Consider the following 26,907-nt stretch of genomic DNA (forward strand, 5'->3'; position numbering starts at 1 on the left):
GAATCCCTTTCCCGAACATGACGGTTGGATGAAATTTCAGTGACATGAAAAAGCAATTTAATACAATATTATAACGAGTTAACGCAGCAACCCGAAGCTGAATCATGCCCGCGCGGCAAGCGCCAGGGCAATCAGCGCCCAGCCCTGCATCATCAGGTCGATGCCGAGGAAAAGGCCGAGAATCCAGAGACTGTTGACCGGCCAGCCGATGGCGATGATCAGGCCCGCAAGCGCAGTGATGACGCCGCCCGCGACGACCCAGCCGGAACCGCGCATCGGCCGCATGCGAAAACCGATCCAGATGCGGAACAGACCGGCGACGAGGAGCGCCACCGCCATGAAGAAGGTCAGGATGGCGGCCGTGAGTGCCGGGTTCCAGAAGGCGAGCAAGCCGGCAACGGTGTAGAGGAGGCCGCTCAGCGCCCAATACAGGATGTGGTCCCAGCCCCTCACCTGGAAGGCATGGACGAGATAGGCGATGCCGCCCACCAGCATCATCATGCCGATGTAGAAAACCGAGGCGACAGTCGCCACGAAGAGATTGGCGAGCGCCACGAAGCCAAAGACGAGAAGGAGGATGCCGAGGGCGAGGAACCAGCCCCATTTGTTGCGGAGCGTCGAAGCCGATGGTGTATCGAGACCGAATGCCATGCTCACCCCCTTTTTTCGAATATCTTGTTCAAGTCTAAGAGAAAAGATGTGGAGCGGGTTTGAGCAAGGTCAACGGCGCGCTTTTGAGACAGGAAGGTTCGCAATCGTTTCTTGATTGGCGGCGGGATCAAAAATAACTCACTTGGACGTTCATTCCGAACAGCAGAAAGCCAGACCCGCCATGAACAAGCCCAACATCCTCATCGTCATGGTCGACCAGTTGAACGGCACGCTGTTTCCCGACGGGCCGGCGGACTGGCTGCATGCGCCGCACCTGAAAGCGCTCGCGGCCCGCTCGGCGCGGTTTGCCAACAACTACACGTCCTCGCCGCTCTGCGCGCCGGCCCGCGCCTCGTTCATGGCCGGGCAATTGCCGAGCCGGACGCGGGTCTACGACAATGCGGCGGAATACGTTTCCTCGATACCGACCTTCGCGCATCACCTGCGCCGCGCGGGCTACTACACGGCGCTTTCCGGCAAGATGCATTTCGTCGGGCCGGACCAGTTGCACGGGTTCGAGGAGCGGCTGACGACCGACATCTATCCGGCCGATTTCGGTTGGACGCCGGACTACCGCAAGCCCGGCGAGCGGATCGACTGGTGGTATCACAATCTGGGCTCCGTCACCGGCGCAGGGGTGGCCGAGATCACCAACCAGATGGAATATGACGACGAGGTGGCCTTCCTCGCCAACCAGAAGCTCTATCATCTCGCCCGCGAGCGCGACGACGCCGGCCGGCGGCCGTGGTGCCTCACCGTCTCCTTCACCCATCCGCACGACCCTTACGTGGCGCGCCGGAAGTTCTGGGATCTCTACGAGGATTGCAAACACCTTCTGCCGGAGATCGGCGAGATCCCGCTGGGGGAACAGGATCCGCATTCGCAGCGGATCATCTTTTCCTGCGACTACAGGAACTTTGAGGTGAGCGAGGAGCATATCCGCCGCGCCCGCCGCGGTTATTTCGCCAACATTTCCTATATCGACGAGAAGGTCGGCGAGCTGATCGACACGCTTTCCCGCACCCGGATGCTGGACGACACACTGATCGTCTTCTGCTCCGACCACGGCGATATGCTGGGCGAGCGCGGGCTGTGGTTCAAGATGAACTTCTTCGAAGGTTCGGCGCGCGTGCCGCTGATGATCGCCGGGCCGGGTGTTGCCCCCGCCCTGCATATGGCGCCGGTTTCCAACCTCGACGTCACCCCGACGCTCTGCGATCTCGCGGGGATTTCCATGGAAGAGATAAAACCCTGGACGGATGGCGAAAGCCTCAAACCGATGATGGATGGCGCGCCGCGCGTAACCCCGGTGCTGATGGAATATGCGGCGGAAGGTTCCTATGCGCCGCTGGTCGGCATCCGCGAGGGCAAGTGGAAATATATCCATTGCGAGCTGGACCCGGAACAGCTCTTCGATCTCGAGGCCGACCCGAAGGAACTCACGAACCTTGCCGGCGATCCGGCGCATGCCGATATTCTCGAAGGCTTTCGGACCAGGCGGAAGGCACAATGGGACATGACCGCCTTCGACGCCGCGGTGCGCGAAAGCCAGGCGCGGCGCTGGGTGGTCTACGAGGCGTTGAGGAACGGCGCCTATTACCCTTGGGACCACCAGCCGCTACGGGATGCCTCGGAGCGCTACATGCGCAACCATATGAACCTTGATATTCTTGAAGAATCAAAGCGTTATCCTAGAGGGGAATAACGGGGAGAACGAGATGAAAGCCCAACCGATCGCCAGTCATTTCATCGACGGCGAATATGTCGAGGACACCGAAGGCGCCGTCATCGAAAGCCTTTACCCGGCAACCGGCGAAGTGATCGCCCGGCTGCACGCGGCGACACCGGCGATCGTCGAGAGGGCGATCGCCGCCGCCAAGCGCGCCCAGCCGGAATGGGCGGGATTAAGCCCGACGGCGCGCGGCCGCATCCTGAAGCGCGCCGCCGAGATCATGCGCGAAAGTAACCGCGAACTCTCCGAGCTTGAGACGCTCGATACCGGCAAGCCGATCCAGGAGACGATCGTCGCCGACCCGACGTCCGGGGCGGACAGTTTCGAATTCTTCGGGGGCGTGATCGCCGCCGGCCTCAATGGTTCCCACATCCCGCTCGGGCGGGATTTCGCCTATACGAAGCGGGTGCCTCTCGGCGTCTGCGTCGGCATCGGCGCCTGGAACTATCCCCAGCAGATCGCCTGCTGGAAAGGCGCGCCGGCGCTCGCCGCCGGCAATGCGATGGTCTTCAAGCCATCGGAAAACACACCGCTCGGCGCGTTGAAGATCGCCGAGATCCTGATCGAAGCCGGCCTGCCGAAGGGGCTCTACAACGTCATCCAGGGCGACCGGAACACCGGGCCGCTGCTCGTCAACCATCCGGACGTCGCCAAGGTTTCGCTGACCGGTTCGGTGCCGACCGGCCGCAAGGTGGCGGCCTCAGCCGCCGGCAATCTCAAGCATGTGACGATGGAACTCGGCGGCAAGTCGCCGCTGATCGTCTTCGACGATGCGGATATCGACAGCGCCATCGGCGGGGCGATGCTCGGCAATTTCTATTCGACGGGCCAGGTCTGCTCCAACGGGACACGCGTTTTCGTTCAGAGGAAGATCAAGGACACGTTCCTCTCGCGGCTCAAGACACGGACGGAAAAGATCGTCATCGGCGATCCGCTGGACGAGGCCACCCAGCTCGGCCCGATGGTCTCCTTCGACCAGCGGCAGAAAGTGCTGTCCTATATCGACAAGGGCAAGGCGGAAGGTGCCGCGCTGATTACCGGCGGCGGCATTCCGAACCATGTCACCGGTGAAGGCTACTACATCCAGCCGACCGTGTTCGCCGACGTCACCGACAACATGACCATCGCGCGGGAGGAGATTTTCGGACCTGTCATGTGCGTGCTCGATTTCGACGGCGAGGACGAGGTGATCGCCCGCGCCAACGCTACGGAATTCGGCCTCTCGGCCGGCGTCTTCACCGCCGACCTGACGCGCGGGCACCGGGTGGCGGATCGGCTTGAGGCCGGCACGCTGTGGATCAATACGTACAATCTCTGCCCGGTGGAAATTCCCTTCGGCGGGTCGAAGCAATCAGGTTTTGGGCGAGAGAATTCGCTGGCCGCGCTGGAGCATTATTCGGAGCTGAAGACCGTCTATGTCGGCATGGGGCCGGTCGAGGCGCCGTATTGAGGGCGGTCAGGTCTCGAGGACATTAAACATGCTTCAGGCAGATTTCGTCATCATCGGTTCCGGTTCCGCAGGTTCGGCCATGGCCTATCGCCTGTCGGAGGATGGAAAACATTCGGTGATCGTCATCGAGGCAGGAGGTACGGATTTCGGGCCGTTCATCCAGATGCCGGGTGCGCTTGCCTGGCCGATGAGCATGAAGCGCTACAATTGGGGTTATCTCTCCGAGCCCGAGCCGAACCTCAACAACCGCCGCATCACCGCACCGCGCGGCAAGGTGATCGGCGGATCTTCGTCGATCAACGGGCTCGTTTATGTGCGGGGACACGCGGAAGACTACAATCGCTGGGCGGACCTCGGCGCAACCGGCTGGGCCTATGCGGACGTGCTGCCCTATTTCAAACGCATGGAACATTCCCACGGCGGCGAGGAAGGCTGGCGCGGCACGGACGGGCCACTGCATGTGCAGCGCGGGCCGGTGACCAACCCGCTCTTCCACGCTTTCATCCACGCGGGAAGGCAGGCCGGTTTCGAAATGACCGAGGACTATAACGGCTCGAAGCAGGAAGGTTTCGGGCTGATGGAGCAGACGATCTATCGCGGCCGGCGCTGGTCGGCTGCGAACGCCTATCTGAAGCCGGCGCTGAAACGGCCGAATGTCGAACTGGTTTATGGCTTCGCCAACAGAGTGGTGATCGAGAATGGCCGGGCGGCGGGCGTCGAAGTCGAGCGGCGTGGCGTCAAGGAAATCGTCAAGGCGAACCGCGAAGTGATCGTCGCCGCCTCCGCCTTCAACTCGCCGAAACTGCTGATGCTCTCCGGCATCGGCCCTGCCGAACACTTGAAGGCGGTGGGCATCGAGGTGAAAGCCGACCGGCCGGGAGTCGGCGCCAATCTGCAGGACCATATGGAATTCTATTTCCAGCAGGTCTCCACGAAACCGGTATCGCTCTATTCCTGGCTGCCCTGGTTCTGGCAGGGCGTGGCCGGCGCGCAATGGGTGCTGTCGAAGGGCGGGCTCGGAGCCTCCAATCAGTTCGAAGCCTGCGCCTTCCTGCGCTCGGCCCCGGGCCTGAAACAGCCGGATATCCAGTATCATTTCCTGCCGGTGGCGATCTCCTACGATGGGCGCGCGGCGGCGAAAAGTCATGGTTTTCAGGTGCATGTCGGCTACAACCTGTCGAAATCGCGCGGCTCGGTGACCCTGCGTTCCGCGGATCCGAAGGCGGAGCCGGTGCTGCGCTTCAACTACATGAGCCATCCCGAGGACTGGGAAAAATTCCGCCATTGCGTGCGACTGACCCGCGAGATCTTCAGCCAGAAGGCGTTCGACGACTATCGCGGGCCGGAAATCCAGCCGGGCGAAGCGGTGCAGACGGACGAGGAAATCGATGCCTTCCTCAAACAGCATCTGGAAAGCGCCTACCATCCCTGCGGCACCTGCCGCATGGGCCGCGCCGACGACCCGCTCGCCGTGGTCGACCCGGAATGCCGGGTGATCGGTATCGACGGACTGCGCGTCGCGGATTCGTCGATCTTCCCGCATGTCACCTACGGCAATCTCAACGGCCCGTCGATCATGACCGGCGAAAAGGCCGCCGACCACATCCTCGGCAAGCCACCGCTGCCGCGCAGCAACCAGGAGCCTTGGATCAATCCGCGGGCTGCGGTGAGCGACCGGTAATATCAGAGCACGTATGGAATTCGAATGCCGGGGGCTTCAGCGGGGAAATCCTTGGTATTGCGGGTCACCAGAAGCATGGAATGAAATCCAATCTACAAAAACCCAATCCATCTTCCAGCGACTACGGTCGCAATCCATATGGCTATCGAAACAATAGCGGACATACGGATCGCCGGATTTGGCACACCGCCGGCCAACACGTGCCGCCATCCGCTGCCGAAATGGACGACTGCGACGTTGATCAGGGCAAGCGCGATGAGACCGAGTTTAGCCAGGAACGCGGAATTCTGAGCATATTCCACTGGCCGGACGGTAAAGAGACAGAAGCCCGTCAGGATAGCCAGCGCGACACCCACCCCTGCAAGTCGCGAGAGAAAGCGCGCCACCTCGGCCAGCGGCACCGTGGGGGCAAGGCCGAGGAGGCGGAGGTCGAGCGCCAGAATTGCGCCGAACAGCATCGCGATGCCGAGAATATGTACGGCGTTGACCAGCAGATAGAGTGTCGAGGAGGCGATCAGCGCCCGCGCGAGCGGTGTTTCGGCGAGCGGCGCGAGAAACTCCATCTCGAGTTCCCCGGCTTGCTCAGTTCGTCCTGATGCGTTCCGGATAGATGTCGAAGGTCTTGCCGGCGACGACGATGCGCACCGCTTTCATGCGTTTTTCGTTGCGATCCTCGGAACGGTTGCCGGTGGCGGTGATCCGGTCTCCGACCTTGGCCTGCCCTTCCACGAAGCCTGAGCGCTGGGTCTGGTTCGGATTGCCGAGTTCGACACGCCATATGCCGTCCTCGGCCCGGACTTCGAGCGTCGGATGCGGCGGGGCAAAGGAAATCGAATGGATGGTGCCCTTGAGGTCGATCTGATCGACCTCGGCCCAGGACCAGCCGTGATGAGCGGCGGCCGTGCCGGCAAGGGCTGCGGCGGTTGCGGTTCCGGCAAGAATGCGGGTTAGCGTGTGCGGATAATTCGCAGACGGGAATCTTGCAGACAGGGACATAGGGGCAAACGGGGACATGGGGACAGCTCTCCTCTGTTCCGGATCATATGCCGGAAAATGTGGAGGCCTCCGGTCGATGACCAGAGGTTTCACGCCTTGTTGAAGAGCCGTCAGTTGGTGGCCGTCAGCGCCATGGCGCGGTCGATGATCAGCCGGTTAAGCGCCCGGTAGTCGCCGTCGAAATGATGGCCTCCTTCGCGGGCCAGCACCTGGGCGCTTTTGATCTCCTTCACCGCCGGGCAGCCGCTGTCCTCTTCCTCGAGGCCGTAGACGCATTGGATCTTGAAGGGTTCGATCCCGGCGAGATCTTCGACCGGATCGCCATATTTGCCGGCGCCGGCAAAGCCCAGCCAGCCGCTGACGTCGATCTCGAAATCCGCCTGATGCGAAAGCGCCAGGAGCGAAACCAGCGAGACGGTCTGCTTGTCCGGCTCAGGCAGAAGCCGGTAGGTGGCCGGCAGAATATTGGCACCGAAGGAATAACCGATGAGCAGAACGTTATCGACCTTCCACCGGGCGCGATAGGCCTTGATGATGCGGGAGAGGTCGGCCGCCGTCTGCTCCGGCGTCTTCTCGCTCCAGAAATAGCGCAGCGCATCGATGCCGACGACGGGGATGCCCTCTTCCTTCATATAGGCGCCGAGCTGCTGGTCGATATCGCGCCAGCCGCCGTCGCCGGAATAGATGACGGCCATCATGTTGTGGCGTGGCCTGGTCTCGATCGGCACGATCGGCAGGTTGAGCGGCGACGCAGCCCGCGAGAGCCGGTCCACCACCGCCGACAGGTTTCGCAGAAGGGCGGCGTCGGCGCCTTCCGCGGCATCATCGATCTCGATCGCCGGATGGGTGTCCTGCAGATCCTCCGCATGCACCCGGCCTGCGGCGGCGGCCCCAGCGCTGAAGATCACCCGGACCGGGTTCGGCAGGTCGCCTTCCGTCAATCCGTAGACGGTGCCGCCCGGCACCGGCGTCTTCGGCGCGGGGGTGCAGAGAATGGTCGACAGCGGGATTGTGGTCTCGGGATCGACCGCCAATGTCTCCGCAATGGTGCTGTCCGGCGTCTGGGCGGCGATGGCAAGGGCCAGCGTGGCGCCGTCGCCGATGCCCGCCACAACGGGCGGATGATAGGTGGAAATTTCCGCCGAGCGGTGAAGCTGCTGGCTCAGGTTCTCGATGTCGGAGACGAGATAAAGACAATCATCCTGCTCCGCTTCGAGCGCGGAATAATATTCCGGCAGATCGACCCCGACCACGAGGGCGCCGCCTTTCGTCAGGGCGTGCGACGTCTGCTCTTCCCGGTCGGACCAGCCTTCGCCATCCGACAGGAGCACGACGACCCCGGTCGCCTTGCCTTCCGGATAGGAAATGCGCGATGTCGGCAGGCTTTTGGTATCGAGATCCGGATCCGAAACGAGATTCACGATCGCCGCGAAGAGCGTAATGCCTGCCAGGATGATCGGCAGGACCTTCATCTACGCAAAAGGCCCTTCAGCCCGCCGCCAATCAGCATGGTGACGTCGAGGATAGAGACGACCGGCATGCCGCCACCGGCAACGGCGAGATAACGCGGATGCCATTCCGGATCGAACTTTTCCTTGAAGGCAAGCACGCCCCGGAAATTATAAAAGCGCTCGCCATGCATGAAGATACGCTCGCCCACATGGTTCCAGAGCGGCGCCTTGCTGTGGGTGGAAAGCCCTGCAAGCGGCGCCATGCCCAGATTGAGCGTCTTGAAGCCCTCGACCTTCATGTGTTCCATGATCCGCACGAAGAGCAGGTCCATCATGCCGCGATGGGTATGGGGAATGTGGCGCATGAGGTCGATGAAGGCGTCGCCATGGGACGAAGCGCAGAGGATGTTGGCGAAGGCGACGATACGGCCTTCGAGACGGATCACCGCCACAGGGCCGGTCGCGACGTAGGCAGGCTGGAACGTTCCGAGCGAAAAGCCCTTTTCCGCTGCATTCTGCGCCTCGAGCCAGATACGGGAGACCGAGAGCAGTTCGTCGAGAATGCCCGGCACGTCGTCGGCCTTGATCATCGAGAATTCGAGCCCGTCGCGGACGGCGCGGTTGATCGAACGGCGCAACTTCAGCCACGCGCCGCCCTTGAGATCGAATTTCGTCAGGTCGACGACCGCCTGCTCGCCGAGCTTATACGGCTTCAGGCCCGCCTCGACCGTGTAGGGCAGGAAATCGGGGGAAACCTGATAAAAGACCGCGCGACAGCCGACCTTGCGGGCGGCTTCCATGAATTTCACCACCAGGCCGGCCCAGGCCTTGCGCGGACCGACGGGATCGAAGAGCGCCACCCAGGATCGGCCCTGCTGCGCATACATGATGAAGGCCGTACCGCAATCGGAAAACAGGACTTTCTTGTCGCCGAGACGCACGAGGCCGGCGCTGGCATTCGGCTGAGTGTCGAGAATTTCCACGGCGCGATCAAGGTCCTCGCGCGACGGCGGCCGGCGGCAGGGCGCGGGACGGCGCAGCCGGTTGGTCGCAAGGGTGCCGACCAGCAGGAACATGGCAAGGCCCGTCGGCGCGTGAATGCCGTAGCCCGACAGAACGAGACCCCAGCCGAGACTGGCAAGCGTTTCCTCCAGGAGAAGCGACACAGACAGGAACAGCACGAACAAGGCGACGCTGAAGGACAGAATAGCATCGCGGTCCGGAATGAGGCGATTGAGCAGGATTTTTGCAACCGCCAGCGCAAAATTCGCCGACCGCTTGGCCGGCGCATCGCTTATCGGCTCAGATGCGTCGTCTAGATGGGCAATATCTGCCATAGGTTACCCGCTACGGAACAATCGTTACGCATTATATTAGCCATCGGTAATTGACCGAAGCTTGCGTCCGCGGTCTATTTATCTGGTTTTTGCAAAGCAAAAATTGACGCATATCAATTTTGAAAAACTTTTCGTGATTGCGCCCAAAACGCCACGCAACAAGGGCTGCGGGAGTTTTGTGCATCGCGAAACGCGTGGATGCACCCCTTCTCTCCCGGCCCTGCGAGGCGCGGGCGACGGGCAGTTGGGATTTTAACCTATTTGCGGAACACCTTCCAGCGGGTCGGACGGAATCGCGCTTCACTGCCGAGTTCGATCGGCGCGTGAAGCGGCACCTCGATCTCGACGTGATAGGGCGCATGACCGTCATTGGCGATGTCGATCTCGGCGATGCGCGTGCCGGCGAGCCGTCGGCATGCGGTCACCTTGCCAAAAAGCGCATCCGGCGCATCCACGAGCGCCACGTCCTCGGGGCGGAAGAACAGCTCCCCTACCCCGCCTGCCGGCTCGGAAATGCCGATCGGCTGCCCCTGGAAGAGGACGGCGCCCTCCTTCACCTCGACCGGCAGTTGGGAGGATTCGCCGATGAAGGAGAAGACGAAGGGCGAACCGGGACGGTCATAAACGTCGTCCGCCGAGCCGACCTGCTCTATTCTGCCCTGACTCATGACCACGACCCGGTCGGCAAGTTCCAGTGCTTCTTCCTGATCGTGGGTGACAAAAACCGTCGTGTGGCCGGTGCGGTCGTGGAATTCGCGCAGCCAGCGGCGCAGCTCCTTCCTGACCTTCGCGTCGAGAGCGCCGAAGGGCTCGTCGAGCAACAGGATGCGCGGCTCGATCGCCATGGCGCGGGCAAGCGCGACGCGTTGGCGCTGGCCGCCGGAAAGCTGGTTCGGATAACGCTTTTCCAGCCCTCCGAGCTGCACCATATCGAGAAGTTCCAAGACGCGGCGGCGGATTTCGGCCTTTGCGGGCCGGGTCGAAGCCGGTCGCACCTTGAGGCCGAAACCGATGTTTTCCGCCACCGTCATATGCCGGAACAGCGCATAATGCTGGAAGACGAAGCCGACATTGCGTTCCTGCACCGAATGGTGCGAAGCGTCTTCCTCGCCGAAGAAAATCTTGCCGGCAGTCGGAAAATCGAGGCCGGCGATCAAACGGAGAAGCGTCGTCTTGCCGGAGCCGGAAGGGCCGAGCAGCGCGATGAGCTCGCCTGACGCGATTTTCAGCGACACGTCGTTCAGCGCCGGGAAGCGGTCGAATTCCTTGCGGATGTTGTTGATGGTGACTTCCAAAGGACTGGACCTCTTAATGTCTGCCGCCGGCATTGCCGGCACCGAACCGAAGTTCGAGAAGGGTTTTGAGCGCGAGCGTGACGAGTGCCAGGAAAGTGAGCAGCGAGGCCACCGCAAAGGCCGCGACCATGTTGTACTCATTATAGAGTATCTCGACATGCAGCGGCATGGTGGTGGTGACGCCGCGGATGCGGCCGGAAACGACCGAAACGGCGCCGAACTCGCCCATGGCACGGGCATTGCAAAGAAGCACGCCGTAGAGCAGGCCCCACTTTATATTCGGGAGTGTAACGTACCAGAAGGTCTGCCATCCGGAGGCGCCGAGCGACAGCGCCGCCTCCTCGTCGCCGGTGCCCTGGTCCTCCATCAGCGGGATGAGCTCGCGCGCCACGAAAGGAAAGGTGACGAACACCGTCGCCAGCACGATGCCGGGCACCGCAAACAAGATCTCGATGCCCCAGCTCTTCAGAAGCGGGCCGAGCAGGCTGCCGCTGCCGAAGAGCAGCACGTAGACGAGGCCTGAAATGACCGGCGAAATCGAGAACGGCAGGTCGATAAGGGTAATCAGGAAAGCCTTGCCCTTGAACTCGAACTTGGCGATCGCCCAGGAAGCACAGAGGCCGAAGACGAGATTGAGGGGAACGGCGATCGCGGCGACCATCAGCGTCAGGTGGATCGAGGCGGCTGCATCTGGCTCGACCAGCGCTTCGTAATATTCCATCCAGCCCTTGCGGAAGGCCTCCACGAAAACCGAGACCAGCGGCAGGACAAGGAAGAAGCCCAGGAAAGCCAGGGCCAGAAGGATGAGGATGATCTTTGCCCCCAACCCCTCATCGGCGGGATTTCGAAACGCGCGCGAGCGTCCGGACGCGGTGCGGAGGGGGTCAGGCATTGCCATACCTCCTGCGGCTCCACGCCTGGATAAGGTTGATGACGAAGAGCATGGCAAACGAGATCAGGAGCATGATCGTGGCAATCGCGGTCGCGCCCGCATAGTTGAATTCCTCGAGCTTGATGACGATGAGGAGGGGCGCGATTTCCGAGACGTAAGGAATGTTGCCGGCGATGAAGATGACCGAACCGTATTCCCCCACTCCGCGGGCGAAGGCGAGCGCGAAGCCGGTCAGGATCGCCGGCGCCAGCCCCGGCAGGATGACCCGGCTCACCGTCTGAAAGCGGTTGGCGCCGAGCGTCGCGGCCGCCTCCTCCACTTCGCGGTCGATCTCCTCCATGACGGGCTGCACCGTGCGCACCACGAAAGGCAGGCCGATGAAGATCAGCGCGACGACGATGCCGAGCGGGGTAAACGCGATGCGGAAGGGCATGAAGAGCGAGCCGATCCAGCCCTGCGGCGCATAAAGCGCGGTCAATGCGATGCCGGCGACGGCGGTCGGCAGCGCAAACGGCAGATCGACCATGGCATCGATCAACCGGCGACCCGGGAAATCGTAGCGCGTCAGCATCCAGGCGGTGATGACGCCGAAGACGACGTTGACCAGGGCGGCGACGAAGGCGGTGCCGAAAGAGACATAAAGTGCACGAAGCGTTCGTTCGTCCGTCAGAACGGCAAAAAAGCCGCTCCATCCGAGCGCAGCACTTCGCCAGAACAGACCGGCGATGGGTATAAGAATGATCAGCGACAGGTAGACGAGCGAAAAGCCGAGCGTCAACCCGAAACCCGGGATGATGCTCGGCCGTTTCAGTCGCCAACGCGCGGACGCGACGGCGGCGGTATCAGTCATTTAATATCCCGACTTACTTCCCAGCAGGCTTGTAGATCTGGTCGAAAATTCCGCCGTCACCGAAGTGCTCCGGCTGCGCCTTTTTCCAACCGCCGAAGATCGGATCGTCGATGGTGACGAGCTTGATGTTCGGCAGCGCCTTCAGAAGTTCAGGCTTTACCACATCCGGCTTCGAAGGACGATAGAAGTGCTTAGCCGCGATGTTCTGGCCTTCGTCAGAATAGAGATACTGCAGATAGGCCGCCGCCACCTTGCGGGTACCCTTGGCATCGACATTGGCATCGACGATAGCGACCGGCGGCTCGGCGAGGATGGAGAGCGGCGGGACGACGATCTCGAATGCATCCTTACCGAATTCCTCGCCGGCAAGATAAGCCTCGTTTTCCCAGGCAAGCAGAACATCGCCGATCTGGCGCTGCGCGAAGGTGACGGTCGAGCCGCGGGCGCCCGTATCGAGCACCGGGGCGCGCTTGTAGAGTTCGGCGACATAGGCCTTGATCTTCGCCTGATCGCCCTTGTACTCCTCGTTCGCCCAGGCCCAGGCGGCAAGATAGTTCCAGCGGGCGCCGCCGGACGTCTTCGGGTTCGGCGTCACGATCTGCACGTCGCCCTTCACCAGGTCGCCCCAGCTCCTGATACCTTTGGGATTGCCCTTGCGGACGAGGAAGACGATCGTCGAGGTGTAGGGCGAGGCATGGTTCGGCAGGCGGTCGCGCCAGCCGGCCTTGATCTTGCCGGACTTCTCGATGGCGTTGATGTCGCTTTCGAGCGCCAGTGTCACGACATCGGCTTCCAGCCCGTCGATGACCGAACGGGCCTGTGCGCCGGAGCCGCCATGCGACTGGCGGACGGTGACGTCATCGCCACCCTGCGCCTTCCAGTATTTTGCGAAGGCCGCGTTGAAATCCTTATAGAGTTCGCGGGTCGGATCGTAGGACACGTTGAGGAGCTGGGTGGCAGCAAAAGCCGGCGCAACGGTTCCGACCGCCAGAGACACGCCCAGCGCGATGGCGCCTAGCTGCTTCGCCAGTCCCCGCGCGATTTCCGGGACAAAATTGAACATGACGTTCCCTCCTGTAGTTTCGTCCAAAACTCTATCGGTTAAGTCGTCTTAGTCAATCAAGGCCGAAAGGAAGGCAAAACTGTTTCCCTCTTCAGGGCACGGGCAGCAAAGAAAGCATTAACCGTGAGCGGTGCAGCAGAACGCAAGCGTCGGGAAAATGCCGCTTTGCAAAAACACAATCCGGCCACAATGGGAATTTCCCGTCGTTGCGAAATAGATTTTTGGATATTCTTCGTCGCCGCCGGTTGCCTATATAGGGTTTGGACGGCCGGGCGCCACCGCGTCACCGACAAGACATTCCGCTGCGCCTGAACGGAGTTCGAGATTGAGCGTTGCCTTTACCAAGGAAGAAAGTGCCGAAACCGCTTCGGAAACCCTGCTGCCCGACCGTCCGATTTCCCCTCACCCGAACCTCGTCACCGAGGCCGGGTTGAGGGCTCTGGAATTGCAGCTGCGGGAAGCTCGCGAGGCCTACGAGACCGCAAGCACCATCGACGACGTGAATGAACGGCGGCGGCAGGTGGGAGGGCCGCTGCGCGATGTGCGGTATTTTTCGGAAAGGGTCCGTACGGCTCAGGTCGTTCCGGACCCCGTCTCCTTCGAGACCGTCGCTTTTGGCAGCACGGTCACTTTCAGCCGCGAAGACGGACGAGTACAGACCTATCGCATTGTGGGAGAGGACGAGGCCGATCCCAAGACGGGATCGATTTCTTATGTTTCGCCGGTCGCTCGCGCGCTCACCGGCAAGGCTGTCGGAGATGTGGTGACTGTCGCAGGGCAGGAACTGGAAATAACGGCGATAGCGTGAGGCGGCTGCAAACCCATGAAGACCGTCAGGATCGCCGCCGCCCAGACGCCGGAATTCCGCAACGACATAGATCAGGCGCTTGCCTGCCTTAATGATTTCTCAGCGCAAGCCGAGACCGAGGGCGCGAGCCTCCTGTGTTTTCCCGAAGCTTTCCTTCAAGGCTATCTTCTGGACGAGGCGATTGCACGCCGCGTCGCGCTGAACCTTTCCTCGCCGGAATTTGCGGCGATGCTGCAGCGGTTTCCCAAAACCGGGCCAACGATCGTCGTCGGGATGATCGAGGCGGCTGACGGCCGGCTCTTCAATACGGCCCTGGTGATATCGCAAGGTGCGCTCGTCGGCCGCTATCGGAAGGTCCACCTGCTTCCCGGGGAAAAGATCTTCGACGCCGGCCGCGATCAGGCCGTCTTCGAGGCCGACGGCCTGCGTTTCGGGATCAATATCTGCTACGATACGAACTTTCCGGAGGCGGCGCGGCGGATCGCCGATCTCGGCGCGTCGCTGATCGTCTGCCCGACCAACAATATGATGCCGCGGCCGAAGGCTGAGATCTTCAGGGATGTCCACAATGCGGTGCGCGGCGAACGATGCCGCGAGACCGGCCTGTGGCTGATATCCTCGGACGTCACCGGCGAAAGGGATGGCCGCATCGCCTGGGGACCGACGGCGGTACTCAGTCCCGAAGGCCGGGTTGCAGCACAGCTTCCGCTGGAGAAGCCGGGATTGCCGGTTTTCGACATGCCGGTTGTCGGCCCGCCGGTGTCTGATTAGCAAGGATTCCTTGCCGAATGGAAGCAGGAGGGCTTACGCCGTCAAGAGTTCGCGGACCGGAGCCTTGGTTTCGCCTGCCCCTTCGACCGCATCGGCGATCGTCGTGTTGAACAGCACGTCGCGGGTGGCGTCGGCGACGCGGGCGAAGACGTGGCGGATTTCACAGAGATGCTCGCCGTCGCAATCCTCGCACTTGCGGTAGGCGGTCTGGGACAGGCACGGCAGCGGCGCGATCGGCCCATCCACCAGACGCAGCACCTCGCCGAAAGTGATGGCGTCGGCGGGCTTCAGGAGAAGATATCCGCCCTGCTTGCCGCGGCGGCTGACGACGATGCCGGAGCGCTTCAGGTCGAGCAGGATCTGTTCCAGAAACTTCTTCGGGATGCTCTGCTGGACGGCGATCTCGGAGATCAGCATCGGCGCGTCGGGATCGGACTGCGCCAGGGCAGCAAGCGCCCTGAGCGCGTATTTCGCTTTCTGGGATATCATCACGCAACCATTAGACAACAGCGCCGTCGCGAGGCGGGATACCTCACAACGCCGTTCAAATCAGCTCAATTCATGGGCATCCACGGGTTCGCCGGAAAGCGCTCAGGGGGTGCATGACCACAAGCGGAAATCCTGCCTTATGGTCATACATCGGGGATAGCTCAAAACTTGAGAAATTACAAACCGCTGCGGGCATTTCCGGAGATAAAATCGGTCACTTTTGGTTAAGGCGGCAGGTTTTCTGTGTGAGGCAGGCTTTGGAGAGATATTTGCTCCGCATGCCCATGGGAAGAAACGGGTTTTCCTGTCCTTTCGCGGGCGCGCAATGGATAATTCGAGCATCTGCTAAGAAAGACGCTTCATGACGCTTCACCTTCCTGCCGGGCAAGACCCCGCCACACTGGCGACGACGCTGAATTCCGAACTGGAAAACCTCGATCTCCCGGGCCGGCTCGCGCTTGCCGCGACGCTCGGGCCGGCCGTCTTCACCACCTCGCTCGGCATCGAGGACCAGGTCATCACCGCGGCGATCGGCACGCATCGCCTTCCGGTCGAAGTCTCCACGCTCGAAACCGGGCGTCTCTTCAAGGAAACGGTCGATCTGATCGGCGAGACGGAAGAGCGTTACGGCATGGAGATTCGCCGCTTCGTGCCCGAGCAGGACGATATCGACGCTTATGCCGAAAAATACGGCCTCAACGGCTTCTACGACAGCGTGGAGGCCCGCCACGCCTGCTGTCATGTGCGCAAGCTGAAGCCGCTCGCCCGGGCCTTGGCCGGCGCCGGCGTCTGGATCACCGGGCTGCGCCGCGGCCAGTCCGGCAATCGCGCCACGACGCCGTTCGCCGAATATGACGCAGAACGTAACCTCATCAAGGTGAACCCGCTTGCCGACTGGGACATCGAGACGATCCGCGCGCATGTGGCGGCCGAAGCGATCCCGGTCAATCCGCTGCATGCCCGCGGTTATCCCTCGATCGGCTGCGAGCCCTGTACACGCGCCATCAAGCCCGGCGAGCCGGAACGCGCCGGCCGCTGGTGGTGGGAAAACGACGAGAAACGCGAATGCGGTCTGCACGTGCCGGAAAGCGCTGTTGAATCCGTTCCGCAGGCGAGTTCCCAGATCGCGCGCTGAACTTTGTGTTTGTTTGAGACCGAATACCCGGAGACCGAAATGCCCCTGTCAGTCCAGGAAACGGAAGTGAAGAACCCGCCCGTTTCCCGCCCGCCGCTCGATCCGCATCTGAAGGCCCTGGAAAACGAAGCGATCCATATCTTCCGCGAAGTGGCGGCGGAATTCGAAAAGCCGGTCATGCTCTATTCGATCGGCAAGGATTCGTCCGTCCTGCTGCATCTCGCCCGCAAGGCCTTTTATCCCGGCCGCGTCCCCTTCCCGCTCCTGCACGTCGATACGACCTGGAAGTTCAAGGAGATGATCCGGTTCCGCGACGAGATCGCCGAAAAATACGATCTCGACCTCGTGGTCCATACTAATCCGCGCGGCAAGGCGGAGGGCATTACGCCCTTCACCCACGGCTCGGCACTTTATACCGACATCATGAAGACCGAGGCGCTGCGCCAGGCGCTCGACGCCGGCGGCTACGACGCGGCCTTCGGCGGCGCCCGGCGCGACGAGGAAGCAAGCCGCGCCAAGGAACGCATCTATTCCTTTCGCACGCCAGACCACAAATGGGACCCGCGCAACCAGCGCCCGGAGCTCTGGAATGTCTATAACGGCATGATCAAAAAGGGCGAGAGCGTGCGCGCCTTCCCGCTTTCCAACTGGACGGAAGTCGATATCTGGCGTTACATCCAAGCTGAAGACATCCCGCTCGTACCGCTCTATTACGCCGCCGAACGGCCTTACGTGGAACGGGACGGCATGATGATCCTCGCCGAGGACCCGCGACTGAAATTGCTGCCTGGCGAGACGATCCGGCGCGGCATGATCCGTTTCCGCACGCTCGGCTGCTTTCCGCTCACCGGCGCGATCCGCTCCACCGCATCCAACCTCGAAGAGGTGATCGCCGAGCTCGAGATCGCCACCGTTTCCGAACGCCAGGGCCGTGCGATCGACCGCGACCAGTCCGGCTCGATGGAAAAGAAGAAGCGCGAAGGATATTTCTGAGATGACCGCAACAGCAACGTCGACCTCTGCGACCATCCTGCCTTTCGCCGAACCCGCCAAGGCGGCGCGCGATACGCGGCCGCTGCGCCTCATCACCTGCGGCTCCGTCGATGACGGAAAGTCCACCCTGATCGGTCGCCTGCTCTGGGACACCAAGGCGGTGAAGGAAGACCAGGCTGTGACGCTTGCCCGCGACTCGGGCCAGCAGAACGATCTCGGCCTGCCGGACTTCGCCCTTTTGCTCGACGGCCTGCAGGCCGAGCGCGAACAGGGCATCACGATCGACGTCGCCTACCGTTATTTCTCGACCGACCGGCGCTCATTCATCGTCGCTGATACGCCCGGCCACGAGCAATATACCCGCAACATGGCGACCGGCGCCTCGACTGCCGATCTCGCCATCCTGCTGACCGACGCCCGCGCCGGACTTCTGGAACAGACCCGGCGGCATGCCACCATCGCCGCATTGATGGGCATCCGCCAGTTCGTGCTGGCGGTGAACAAGTTCGACCTCGTCGGCTATGACAGGGCCGTCTTCGACAAGATTTCCCACGACTTCCGCGAACTGGCGCTGTCGCTCGGCGTACGCCAGGTGACCGCCATCCCGATGTCGGCGCTGAAAGGCGAAAACGTCGTCTACGCAGCCGACACCGCCATGCCGTGGTATGACGGCCCGACGCTGATCGAGGCACTGGAGCTTGCAACCGTGCGCTCGACTCAGGCCGGCGGATTCCGTCTGCCGGTGCAGCGCGTCGTGCGGCCGGGCGAAAGCTTTCGCGGCTATCAGGGCACGGTTGCCGGCGGCTCGGTAAAACCGGGTGACAGCGTCGTTATCCTGCCCTCCGGAACCGTGGCCAATGTCAAGCAGATCGTCACCTTCGATCTGGTTCGCAACGCGGCGGTGGCGGGCGATGCGATCACGCTCGTGCTCGACCGGCAGGTGGACGTGGCGCGCGGCGACATGATCGTATCGCTCGACGGACAGCCGATGACCGGCCGTCATTTTGACGCGCAGGTCGTCTCATTGCAGCCGGGGGGCATCGAGCCCGGCAAGCGTTACTGGCTGAAAAGCAGCTCGCGCCGCCAGCGCGTATCGGTGGAACCGGTCTCACAACTGGAGCTTTCGACCGGCATATGGCAGCCGCACGCCTCGACGCTTCATATGAACGCGATCGGCAAGGTGCGGCTCGCCTTCGAGGAACAGGCGATCTTCGACCCCTACGACCAGAACCGCTCGACCGGCGCCTTCATCCTAATCGATCCCGATACGTTGAACACGGTGGCCGGCGGCATGATCACCGCCAAACGCGGCGAAATAGGCGGCATCCACCAGAGCCAGGAGGGCGAAGGCCAGCGCGTCCTCCTCTCGTTGCCGGCCGATCTCGCCGAACAGATCATGGCGAGCGAATTGTTCGCGGCCCGCCGCGACGAGACGGAAATCAAGCGCATGACGGCCAGGCAGGCGGCGGAAGTCTTCCGGGATGCCGCCTGCGATATCTGAGACATCTTCCAGGACCGATAACAGGAAGGGTCGTCAGGCCCTTTCCGCTTGACCTGTTCAGGAGCTGTCCCCTTTTCCGCCGTCAATCGAAACCGGCTATCGTACCATCCATGAAACGCCAGTTCCTGCCATCGGATGAAGCAAGACCGCGATGTTTCGGATCGTCGGTGACATAGATGGTCGCACCCGCTCCGACAGCCGCGGCAGGTGGAAGCGCGCGAATCGGGGAACTCGGAAACTTGATGGGCTTGGCTGACGCCACTATCTGGCTTGAGATTGTAAACAGCGTAACCGGCGTCGCCTCTTGGAAATTGATGGCACCGTCGTTGAACACGATGCCCATGCCGCCGGCAGCCGTCGTGGTATCGAAGCGGATGCGTGAACCCCTTATACCTGTATCCGACCACTGCTGGATGGCGTGCTGACGGAAAAGGTTAATCGCATCCGCCTGCCCGTTCTTGACGACTACGGCGTTGTAACCGACGTTGATGCCCTTGTCGGCGTCAGCGCCGTTTGCCTGAAGATTGAGATATGCCGTGATTGTTCGGGATCCACGAACGTCCGGGCGGCCCGAACTCAAGGTCAACGCGGAGACCTGCCCGGCAGCGTAGATATTGACCGGATCGTTGGGTACGAGGGGTTTCTGGCTGATCGGATTGATCTCGCGGCCCGAGCCGCCGCCGGCACCGTTGGCGACCCGGATCTCGTCATACCCGGCCCAGGCGCTTTTATCGCTGTCGTGGATAACAAAATTCCCGCTGCCATAAGTGCCGCTGTCTCCTGCCGTCGGGTTGTCCGAGGAGCGGGAGCCGAAGATCGCCCCCGCCCGACCTATCGGACTTATGGAGTTGAACCAGCCGTTGTTCTCCGACCCAGGAATTACTTTTTCTATACGAGCATCATTTGCACCGATGCGGACCCGCTGCGTTGCGTAAGGCGACGTCCTGGTATCGGCGGAGAACCGCACCGTCTCCTCGGCCTCAGGTTGGCCACGCGGGGCCATATCCGACCCGGCGGGAAACGTCGTAATCACCAATGCCGCGACAAACGCGGTCAAGCTCAGTGGTAAACTGCGGCGGAAACTGAGGATTGGGGTCATGTCTGCTCCTGACGTGTAGACGGAAACTGCACGTATCCTCTCACAGAACTCCGGCTTCGGCACGCTCTTCAGACGGGCGTTTCCGGCCAATCTTCTTGAAGGGTAAGGGGCGCCGAATGATTTGACGGGATCGCCCCGGCTGCCTGCGATTTCCCATTCGAACGATTTGCCGGAAGGTTCTCCGGGAGGATGGTGATCCCATCCCTGTATTTTCCATCGATCCGCCTTTAACGAGTGGACCGCATGGTTTTGGGAGGGCACCTAAAGCTTGGCGCTATGAGCGCTGAGCCGAAGCATCGGCCTCAGCAACAGTCAACTCTCGTACGATGAAGCTCGGCAAGCGAGATCGCGATGATCTGAACACGCCATATCCGCGGCAGCCAATCCGCGAGGATTTGGGAATATTCGGTTTTAATTCGGAGAAATAGAGATTTACGACTGGTCGGAGTGGAGTGATTCGAACACTCGACCCCCACGTCCCGAACGTGGTGCGCTACCAGACTGCGCTACACTCCGTGACCAGCGGCGCCTCTATAGACCAGCATTTTTCATTCCACAAGCGCTTGGCATGAAAAATTTGCGACAAGCGACAATCGTTGTGTATGCGGTTTCGCAAGCTTGGAAACAAAGGCGTTGCAAAAAAGCGGCGCAGAGAGATTTTGACGTTTTCCACACCATGACGGCTCGCGGAGCCGACGAAAAATCTGCTACCTGCCGTCATCGGGGCCGCAGATTCCACGGCCCTCAGAGGATATAAGGATATTTGAAATCATGAGCCGCCGCGTCGCCGCATCGACAACCCTTCTCGCTCTCGCCCTTTCCGCCTGCACGACGGCGGGCGGCGTTGGCAGCAATCCGATCGAGGCACGCTGGGTGGGCCGTTCCGCGGGAGAGTTCTTCGCGAAATACAGCCCACCGATCAGCGACAGCGGCGAAGGTTCGTCCACGATCTATAACTGGCGCGGCGGATATAACCGAATCAAACAACAGAACGGCCGCACCGCAAGCGTCAGCTGCTCGGCAAAGATCACGGTTTCCGACAATTACATCATCCGCGATATTGCCATTGTTTCCGACCGTCCGGGGGCAAATGGGCCGAGCTATTGTGCGGAACTGCTCGCTGCCAACTAACGTCCCTTCACGCCTCAACGGAGAGGGATCGGACGCAGGACAGCATGCCCGCCCCAGTGATCTGAAAGCGGGAGACGCCGGAGAGCATGCTTCGATATCTCATTTGATTTTCCCTTCGCCGCTCCTTATCTGGCCTCGTCGTATCGAGGCATTCAGGCATTGACGCATTGAGGATCTTCGCGGCCAAAGCGAGAGAGCTCGCAGATATACGAAAGATCCTCGGAAACCGAAGCCAGGCAACGCCGCCCTCGGCGGGCCGGTGGGTTGAGCCATTATGCCGCTGACGACATATGGGAAAAAACGTGAGCCGCAGCGGGCAACAGTATATGCTATGCATATCCCGGAGGGGAAATCGCCTCCCATTTAACATGGCGGTAAGATAGAGTATCTGCTGCCGATGACCTCGTTTGCGAGTGCCATATTTGTGCCGCAGCCCTGATATTTAGGTGTGAAATGCGAAACGCGCCTGGTAAAATAAACGGATTTGACTGGGATGTGCTCGATGCGCGCGTCGACGTTATAGGGGCTCTCATACTCAGAGACATGCGAACCCGCTTCGGGCGCTCGCATCTGGGCTATCTGCTCGCGGTTGCCTGGCCGCTGACGCATCTTATCACCATCACAACGATCATGAGCATCGCAAATAGGGTGGTGCCCATCGGCACGGAACCAGCCGTATTTATATCCAGCGGCGTATTGCCGTATATCCTTTGCCTCTATCCTGCCCGCACGATGGGGTTGTCCATCGAGACCAATCGCCTGCTGTTTCTGTTCCCGGCCGTTACGCCTATCAACGTGATCATCGCACGCGGCATCATCGAGTTCCTGACCGCTGCCCTAGTGGTTATACTCTTTTTTATCGGCGCCAGCATATTAGGTGTAAACGTCTTACCGGCAAACTATTCCACATGGCTTGTCTCAGTATTGTCAACTATATATTTTTCAATTTCAATGGGACTCATCAATACCGTCATCGGCTCCATTTTCAAATTCTGGCACGTCTTCTTTCTCGTTATAATGTTTGGAATGTATTCTTCGTCCGGCGCGTTCGTCCTGCCGAGCAACCTTCCACAAAGCACGCAAAACGCCATGTGGTACAATCCGCTATTCCATTGCGTCGAATGGATAAGATCGTCCTACTTCGAAGGATATGGCGACGGCAATCTGTCGCAATTTTATCTTCTTTCTTTTGCCACATGCCTGCTATTTCTGGGCCTGCTCGGTGAGCGCTTCATTCGGGGCAAGTTGCTATTCCAATGATAGAATTGTCAAACGTTCTGAAATTCTACAAAACCAAAGGCACCATTAAGGTCGTGCTAGATGGGGTGTCCGTGAACTTCAGGGCGGGATCATCCTATGCGATCCTCGGGATCAACGGCGCCGGCAAATCCACCACCATACGCGTCATTGCCGGAACGGAGCTGCCGAATGCGGGAAGGGTCAAGCGAACCGCAAGAGTATCCTGGCCTCTCGGCTTTGCAGGGGGACTGCACCCCGAGATGACCGGACGGGAAAATGTTCATTTCGTCGCACGAATCTATCGGCAGAACCCGCGGAAGGTTATGGAGTTCGTAGAAGATTTTGCGGAAATCGGCGCATATATCGACGAACCTTACAAAACCTATTCATCGGGCATGGCTCAGCGCCTGGCCTTCGGCTTGTCTATGGCCATCGATTTTGAATGTTATCTGATCGACGAAGTCATGGCTGTCGGCGACAACCGCTTCCAGGATCGATGCGCCGAGGAGTTCTCAAAGCGTCGTGCACATTCAGACATTATCATGGTATCACATAACATGGACATGGTTCGCCAGTATTGCGGACGGGCTCTTGTCTTGGCTCACGGCCTTTTCCACGAGTTTTCCAACGTGGACGATGCAATCGAGCTTTATCGCAAATTGAATCGATAGCAGGACAATCTTGGAAACGTTAACCACCCCCAGACGTGCGATCGCGAAGGACCCGGCCTTGGCACGCTCCTCGGCGGAGCTCGTTGCCATCGAGCTGAAGAAGGTCGCCCGGAAAGCACGTACACCGAGGCCGATGACGACCGGCGGCGGCGGTTTTCAGCAAAGGCGCAACGATCGTCGCTTCAGGCATCTTCTGATTGTCAGCACCATCCTCCTTTGGATCATTCCGTCGATCGCGGGGGGGATATATTACGGCTGGATTGCCGCCGACCAATTCATAACGGAAGCAAGGTTTACCATCAGATCGGGAGAAACGAGCGCAGGGCTTGGAAACCTTGGCAGCCTCTCCGCCTTCATCGATAGTGGCCAGGCTCGCGACGGCCTGATCGTGGCGGACTATGTCACGAGCCGTCCGATGGTTGAGGAGTTGTTGAAGACCCATGACCTAAGGGCAATGTTCAGGCCCGCGACGCCGGATCTGATCGCCCGCCTCGGTGACAGCCTTCCCATCGAGGATCTGGTCAAATACTGGAAGCGCCAGGTCGATGTAAACGTTGACCGCAATTCCGGCCTTCTTTCGTTGAAGATCAGGGCATTCACGCCGCAGGACAGCCTGGCGCTCACGAGCTCAGTCGTTTCGATTTCCGAACGAATGGTCAATGAGCTTACCCGCAGAAACGAGATCGATGCGGTCAATGAAACCAAGCTCGAACTCGGGCGGGCCAAAAGCTCCCTTGACGCTTCCGTCAACGAAATGCGGGAGGAGCGCGACCGCGCAGGAATCCTGGACGTGGATGCCGCCGAGAAAGGCTTCAACGCCATCATAACTTCGCTGCGCCTCGATCTTTCAAGAAAGGAGCAGAGGCTTGCAACGCTTTCCGCGATGAATGCGGGGCAATCACCCGAAGTCGGTGTCCTCAACAAGGAGATCGACATTCTCAAGGGTCAGATCTCGGACTACGAGAACAAGATCGCGGGCCAGACTGCAGGCAATCCGGGCCACGGCCCAAATCTCGCCGCGCAGGCGGTGGGCTTGAGGCAGGCGGAAATCCATGTCGAAGTAGCCCGCAAGGAATATCAGAAAGCCTTTGCCGAGTATGAACTGGCACGTATCACTGCCGAGCGTCAGCGTTCATATCTGTTAACCTATGTCGAGCCGCACCTTGCGGAAGACTCGCTTTATCCGCAAAGGGGCATGATGTCCGGCGCGATTTTCATCGGCTCGTTTTTTGTCTGGGCCCTGTTCGCCGGCTTGGCTTTTGTCGTCCGAGACAACATGGCGAAATGAGCGATACATGCATTTTCATATCGATCGTGACATTGGGCATACGATTTCAGGCTGGATGATACTGGACAATCCGGCCGAGGTGCCCGAGTTTTCTGTTGTCGTTCCCGGACATGGGGGGACGACGTTGAAGGCGAATGTCCTCAGGACGGATCTTCGCGACCTGGGCCTGCACGTCAGCGGCCTGGTCGGGTTCGAGATTGATGAATATATGATGCCGGGCCTCGGCGGTTTCGAGCGTCTCGTCATTCAGGAAACCTCCTCCGGCCTGATCATCTATAGGCGGGAGACGGAAATCTCGCTGCTGGAGCAAAAAGTGCTGGTCTGTGAAGTCAGCGCAATTCCGCAGATACGATACAGAGCATCCGCGAGAGCCTTTCTTCTTCCGTATTTGATGATCGACCGGTATTCGCTCGACACCATCACATCCATTCTCGGCAACAACTATTCGAATTCGATTTTTCTTGCCGGTCAGCTCAACTGGCTTCGCCATGGCGAATTGGCAAAGGAGAAGAAGTTCCTGTGCATCGCAGTCCTGCGTGATCCGTTCACCGAACTCGCCGAGAGATTGATTTTCGTCAAATACGTCCTTGAAAAACGCGATATGCAAGGGCGTGAGTTTCTCATGGAACACTTCGCCAAGATCATTCCGATGGTCGCCGAGACAAATCTCGATGATGATCGTTCCCTTCTCAAAGCATTTCGCGAATTGAAGCCCGAACACAAAAGCGCGATCCGGTCTCCTATGACGGCGCTTTTCGGGGCGACACCGGATGAGATTCTGCAGAGGCGCAACGTCAGCTTTGCTCTCGATAACTTGGCGCAATTCGACGTGGTCGGCCTGCGGGAGGATTATGAGAGGGTGCGCTGGATGGCGAACAGTCTTGCCGGGGTCGATGTCATCTCTGACCAACAGCAGGATTTTTTCCCGGATGTTCCCCGTCTCGCAACCCGACTGAAGCGGATCGGCCTCGTCGCCGACCTGCTTGACGAAGATATTGCGCTGCATTCATTTGCTGTCGAAGCACTCCGGGCCGTACCGCATGCGTTCTCCACGCCGACGCAGCCGCAAAAACCTGATCAGGTTGCATAAATTTACCAGGGCCGCCAATCGGCTTTGGGGGATATTGGATATTCTATGGCAGATACGAGCTTGATCGATTTGACCAGAAGCGGCGCTCCCGCGGGCGCCCAGACTGTGTCCGACGAGAATGGCGCTTTCGGCGGCGGATTCCGGCTGCTTCGTTCGTTTGCCTTGCTGGTCGCGCTTCCCACTTTTCTCGCTCTTTTCTATTACGGGTTGGTGGCAACAGAAGCCTATGTCGCGGAAGCCAAGATCGTCGTCAGGAAAAGCACATATGGCGAAAAGGGCCGCAGCACCGACTCGCTTCTGAGCAGCCTTGGGGTCGGGGCAAATACCGGCACCGCGCAGGACGGCATGATCGTTCTCGACTACATCAAGAGCCGGAGCGTCATCAACGACGTCGGCGGGACCGAGCGTTTGCGCGCCCTATACGACGTTCCCACAATTGACTGGCTCTCCCGGCTCGATTCCTCGGAGCCGCTCGAAGATATCTGGAGCTATTGGAAGGACCATGTCACCGTAGGTCTCGACACCCTCTCCGGCATAATCACGCTTCGTATCAAGGCTTACGACCGCAACGACGCGCTCGTCCTCAATCAGGACGTGTTACGCGCAAGCGAAAAACTCATCAATCACGTTTCTCGCCGCAGCCGAGAAGATACGTTGGCACGCGCCAAGGAGGAGGTGGACAAGGCTGCGACGGACGTCGCCAGCTCCCGGGTCGAAATGCTGAATTTTCAGCAGAAGATTCAATCCGTCGATCCCGTCGAAACTGCGAAGACAGTAACTGAGCTGCTCACGACACTGTCTCGCCAGAAGGTCGCTTATGAGGCTCAGCTCGCGAGGACGGAGCAGCTTGGCGTCGCGAACAAACCGGGTCAGCTGGATTTGAAGAGCCGGATAAATGCGCTCGAGGAGCAAATAGACAAGTACCAAAAGCAGCTGGTCGGGCATGAGAACCCCGGCTCCCTCTCCGCCCAGCTTAAAGATTTCGAACTTCTTAAACTAAAAATTGAGTTCGATGAACACATCTACTCGCTGGCGAGAAGTTCCTATGAAGAGGCACGGCGCCAGTTGGATAGACAGGAATTGTATCTCGCAGTAGTGGTGCCACCATCCCTGCCCGAAAAAGCGGCATATCCCGAGATCATTTCTCAGACTCTGCTTGTCTTTGTCATCTGCTTTGTACTCTGGTCAATTATGTCTCTGATATCCGCCTCAATTCGGGATAGTATAAATTGAAAAAGGCTGAATCGGATGCTATCCGGAAAATCTGATATTCGCAGAGCGATTATTGACAGGA

General features: G+C 60.1%; 25 protein-coding genes and 1 tRNA gene. 14 read left to right on the forward strand and 12 right to left on the reverse strand.

All coding sequences use genetic code 11. The features are described from left to right. Positions 1-102 precede the first annotated feature (102 nt). The gene (locus tag DMO26_RS03505; RefSeq protein ID WP_117190645.1) at positions 103-651 is read right to left on the reverse strand and encodes an HdeD family acid-resistance protein; all 549 of its coding nucleotides are present in this window, start codon (positions 649-651) and stop codon (positions 103-105) included. Positions 652-832: 181 nt separating this feature from the next. Between DMO26_RS03505 and betC the strand changes: the two genes are divergently transcribed. From betC to betA, 3 genes are read left to right on the forward strand one after another with little or no spacing between them, the layout of a single operon-like run. Continuing rightward, positions 833-2,356, forward strand: a complete 1,524-nt coding sequence (betC, locus tag DMO26_RS03510) for a choline-sulfatase (RefSeq protein WP_117190646.1) — start codon at positions 833-835, stop codon at positions 2,354-2,356. A gap of 13 nt (positions 2,357-2,369) precedes the next feature. Then, entirely contained in the window at positions 2,370-3,833 is a 1,464-nt protein-coding gene (gene betB, locus DMO26_RS03515; RefSeq protein WP_117190647.1) for a betaine-aldehyde dehydrogenase, read from the forward strand. Between the two features lie 28 nt (positions 3,834-3,861). Beyond that, positions 3,862-5,514 carry a choline dehydrogenase gene (betA, locus tag DMO26_RS03520; RefSeq protein WP_117190648.1) on the forward strand — a complete coding sequence of 551 codons (1,653 nt, stop codon included), beginning with the start codon at positions 3,862-3,864 and terminating at the stop codon, positions 5,512-5,514. Positions 5,515-5,606: 92 nt separating this feature from the next. On the opposite strand, the gene DMO26_RS03530 is transcribed toward betA, so the two are convergent. From DMO26_RS03530 to DMO26_RS03565, 8 genes are all read right to left on the reverse strand, one after another. Next, entirely contained in the window at positions 5,607-6,077 is a 471-nt protein-coding gene (locus DMO26_RS03530) for a DUF6644 family protein (protein WP_117190649.1), read from the reverse strand. Between the two features lie 19 nt (positions 6,078-6,096). Further along, entirely contained in the window at positions 6,097-6,510 is a 414-nt protein-coding gene (locus DMO26_RS03535; RefSeq protein WP_117190650.1) for a DUF6152 family protein, read from the reverse strand. 110 nt (positions 6,511-6,620) lie between these two features. Then, a complete protein-coding gene (locus DMO26_RS03540) occupies positions 6,621-7,982 on the reverse strand; it encodes a virulence factor family protein (RefSeq protein ID WP_117190651.1) in 1,362 nt (453 codons plus the stop codon). Then, a complete protein-coding gene (locus DMO26_RS03545; protein WP_117190652.1) occupies positions 7,979-9,298 on the reverse strand; it encodes a phosphatidylglycerol lysyltransferase domain-containing protein in 1,320 nt (439 codons plus the stop codon). The genes DMO26_RS03540 and DMO26_RS03545 overlap by 4 nt, the downstream gene beginning before the upstream one ends. A gap of 257 nt (positions 9,299-9,555) precedes the next feature. Further along, complete coding sequence (locus tag DMO26_RS03550) at positions 9,556-10,593, reverse strand: sulfate/molybdate ABC transporter ATP-binding protein (RefSeq protein WP_117190653.1); 1,038 nt, start codon at positions 10,591-10,593, stop codon at positions 9,556-9,558. Positions 10,594-10,606: 13 nt separating this feature from the next. After that, entirely contained in the window at positions 10,607-11,485 is an 879-nt protein-coding gene (gene cysW / locus DMO26_RS03555; RefSeq protein WP_117190654.1) for a sulfate ABC transporter permease subunit CysW, read from the reverse strand. Next, positions 11,478-12,335 (reverse strand): sulfate ABC transporter permease subunit CysT, encoded by an 858-nt coding sequence (gene cysT / locus DMO26_RS03560; RefSeq protein ID WP_117190655.1) that lies wholly within the window; start codon positions 12,333-12,335, stop codon positions 11,478-11,480. The genes cysW and cysT overlap by 8 nt, the downstream gene beginning before the upstream one ends. 13 nt (positions 12,336-12,348) lie before the next feature. Further along, positions 12,349-13,398: a sulfate ABC transporter substrate-binding protein gene (locus DMO26_RS03565; RefSeq protein ID WP_117190656.1), complete on the reverse strand. Its 1,050-nt coding sequence runs from the start codon at positions 13,396-13,398 to the stop codon at positions 12,349-12,351. Between the two features lie 325 nt (positions 13,399-13,723). Between DMO26_RS03565 and greA the strand changes: the two genes are divergently transcribed. Next, a complete protein-coding gene (gene greA, locus DMO26_RS03570; RefSeq protein ID WP_117190657.1) occupies positions 13,724-14,206 on the forward strand; it encodes a transcription elongation factor GreA in 483 nt (160 codons plus the stop codon). Positions 14,207-14,221: 15 nt separating this feature from the next. Next, complete coding sequence (locus DMO26_RS03575) at positions 14,222-14,977, forward strand: carbon-nitrogen hydrolase family protein (protein WP_117190658.1); 756 nt, start codon at positions 14,222-14,224, stop codon at positions 14,975-14,977. A 33-nt stretch (positions 14,978-15,010) separates the two neighbouring features. On the opposite strand, the gene DMO26_RS03580 is transcribed toward DMO26_RS03575, so the two are convergent. Next, positions 15,011-15,466 carry an RrF2 family transcriptional regulator gene (locus DMO26_RS03580; RefSeq protein WP_117190659.1) on the reverse strand — a complete coding sequence of 152 codons (456 nt, stop codon included), beginning with the start codon at positions 15,464-15,466 and terminating at the stop codon, positions 15,011-15,013. A 361-nt stretch (positions 15,467-15,827) separates the two neighbouring features. Between DMO26_RS03580 and DMO26_RS03585 the strand changes: the two genes are divergently transcribed. From DMO26_RS03585 to cysN, 3 genes are read left to right on the forward strand one after another with little or no spacing between them, the layout of a single operon-like run. Beyond that, the gene (locus tag DMO26_RS03585) at positions 15,828-16,601 is read left to right on the forward strand and encodes a phosphoadenylyl-sulfate reductase (RefSeq protein ID WP_117190660.1); all 774 of its coding nucleotides are present in this window, start codon (positions 15,828-15,830) and stop codon (positions 16,599-16,601) included. A 39-nt stretch (positions 16,602-16,640) separates the two neighbouring features. Then, positions 16,641-17,594: a sulfate adenylyltransferase subunit CysD gene (gene cysD / locus DMO26_RS03590; protein WP_117190661.1), complete on the forward strand. Its 954-nt coding sequence runs from the start codon at positions 16,641-16,643 to the stop codon at positions 17,592-17,594. Position 17,595: 1 nt separating this feature from the next. Beyond that, on the forward strand, positions 17,596-19,095 hold the full coding sequence (gene cysN, locus DMO26_RS03595) for a sulfate adenylyltransferase subunit CysN (protein ID WP_117190662.1): 1,500 nt from the start codon (positions 17,596-17,598) through the stop codon (positions 19,093-19,095). An 82-nt stretch (positions 19,096-19,177) separates the two neighbouring features. Here the strand turns inward: cysN and DMO26_RS03600 are convergent, their stop codons facing one another. Together DMO26_RS03600 and DMO26_RS03605 are read right to left on the reverse strand one after the other, a co-directional pair. Beyond that, on the reverse strand, positions 19,178-20,194 hold the full coding sequence (locus tag DMO26_RS03600) for a hypothetical protein (protein WP_162894695.1): 1,017 nt from the start codon (positions 20,192-20,194) through the stop codon (positions 19,178-19,180). A 439-nt stretch (positions 20,195-20,633) separates the two neighbouring features. After that, a tRNA-Pro gene (locus DMO26_RS03605) sits at positions 20,634-20,710 on the reverse strand. Positions 20,711-20,965: 255 nt separating this feature from the next. On the opposite strand from DMO26_RS03605, the gene DMO26_RS03610 reads away from it, so the two are divergent. From DMO26_RS03610 to DMO26_RS03635, 6 genes are all read left to right on the forward strand, one after another. After that, entirely contained in the window at positions 20,966-21,325 is a 360-nt protein-coding gene (locus tag DMO26_RS03610; RefSeq protein WP_117190664.1) for a hypothetical protein, read from the forward strand. Between the two features lie 453 nt (positions 21,326-21,778). Continuing rightward, entirely contained in the window at positions 21,779-22,585 is an 807-nt protein-coding gene (locus tag DMO26_RS03615) for an ABC transporter permease (RefSeq protein WP_117190665.1), read from the forward strand. Continuing rightward, the gene (locus tag DMO26_RS03620; RefSeq protein ID WP_117190666.1) at positions 22,582-23,235 is read left to right on the forward strand and encodes an ABC transporter ATP-binding protein; all 654 of its coding nucleotides are present in this window, start codon (positions 22,582-22,584) and stop codon (positions 23,233-23,235) included. Before DMO26_RS03615 ends, DMO26_RS03620 begins: the two co-directional genes overlap by 4 nt. Before the next feature lie 58 nt (positions 23,236-23,293). Next, a complete protein-coding gene (locus DMO26_RS03625) occupies positions 23,294-24,523 on the forward strand; it encodes a hypothetical protein (protein WP_117190667.1) in 1,230 nt (409 codons plus the stop codon). A 7-nt stretch (positions 24,524-24,530) separates the two neighbouring features. Continuing rightward, on the forward strand, positions 24,531-25,613 hold the full coding sequence (locus tag DMO26_RS03630) for a hypothetical protein (protein ID WP_117190668.1): 1,083 nt from the start codon (positions 24,531-24,533) through the stop codon (positions 25,611-25,613). 45 nt (positions 25,614-25,658) lie between these two features. Beyond that, positions 25,659-26,846 carry a hypothetical protein gene (locus DMO26_RS03635; RefSeq protein WP_117190669.1) on the forward strand — a complete coding sequence of 396 codons (1,188 nt, stop codon included), beginning with the start codon at positions 25,659-25,661 and terminating at the stop codon, positions 26,844-26,846. Positions 26,847-26,907: the final 61 nt, after the last annotated feature.

Origin of the sequence: Rhizobium terrae (assembly GCF_003425685.1) — a bacterium.
Taxonomy (GTDB): Bacteria; Pseudomonadota; Alphaproteobacteria; order Rhizobiales; family Rhizobiaceae; genus Neorhizobium; species Neorhizobium terrae.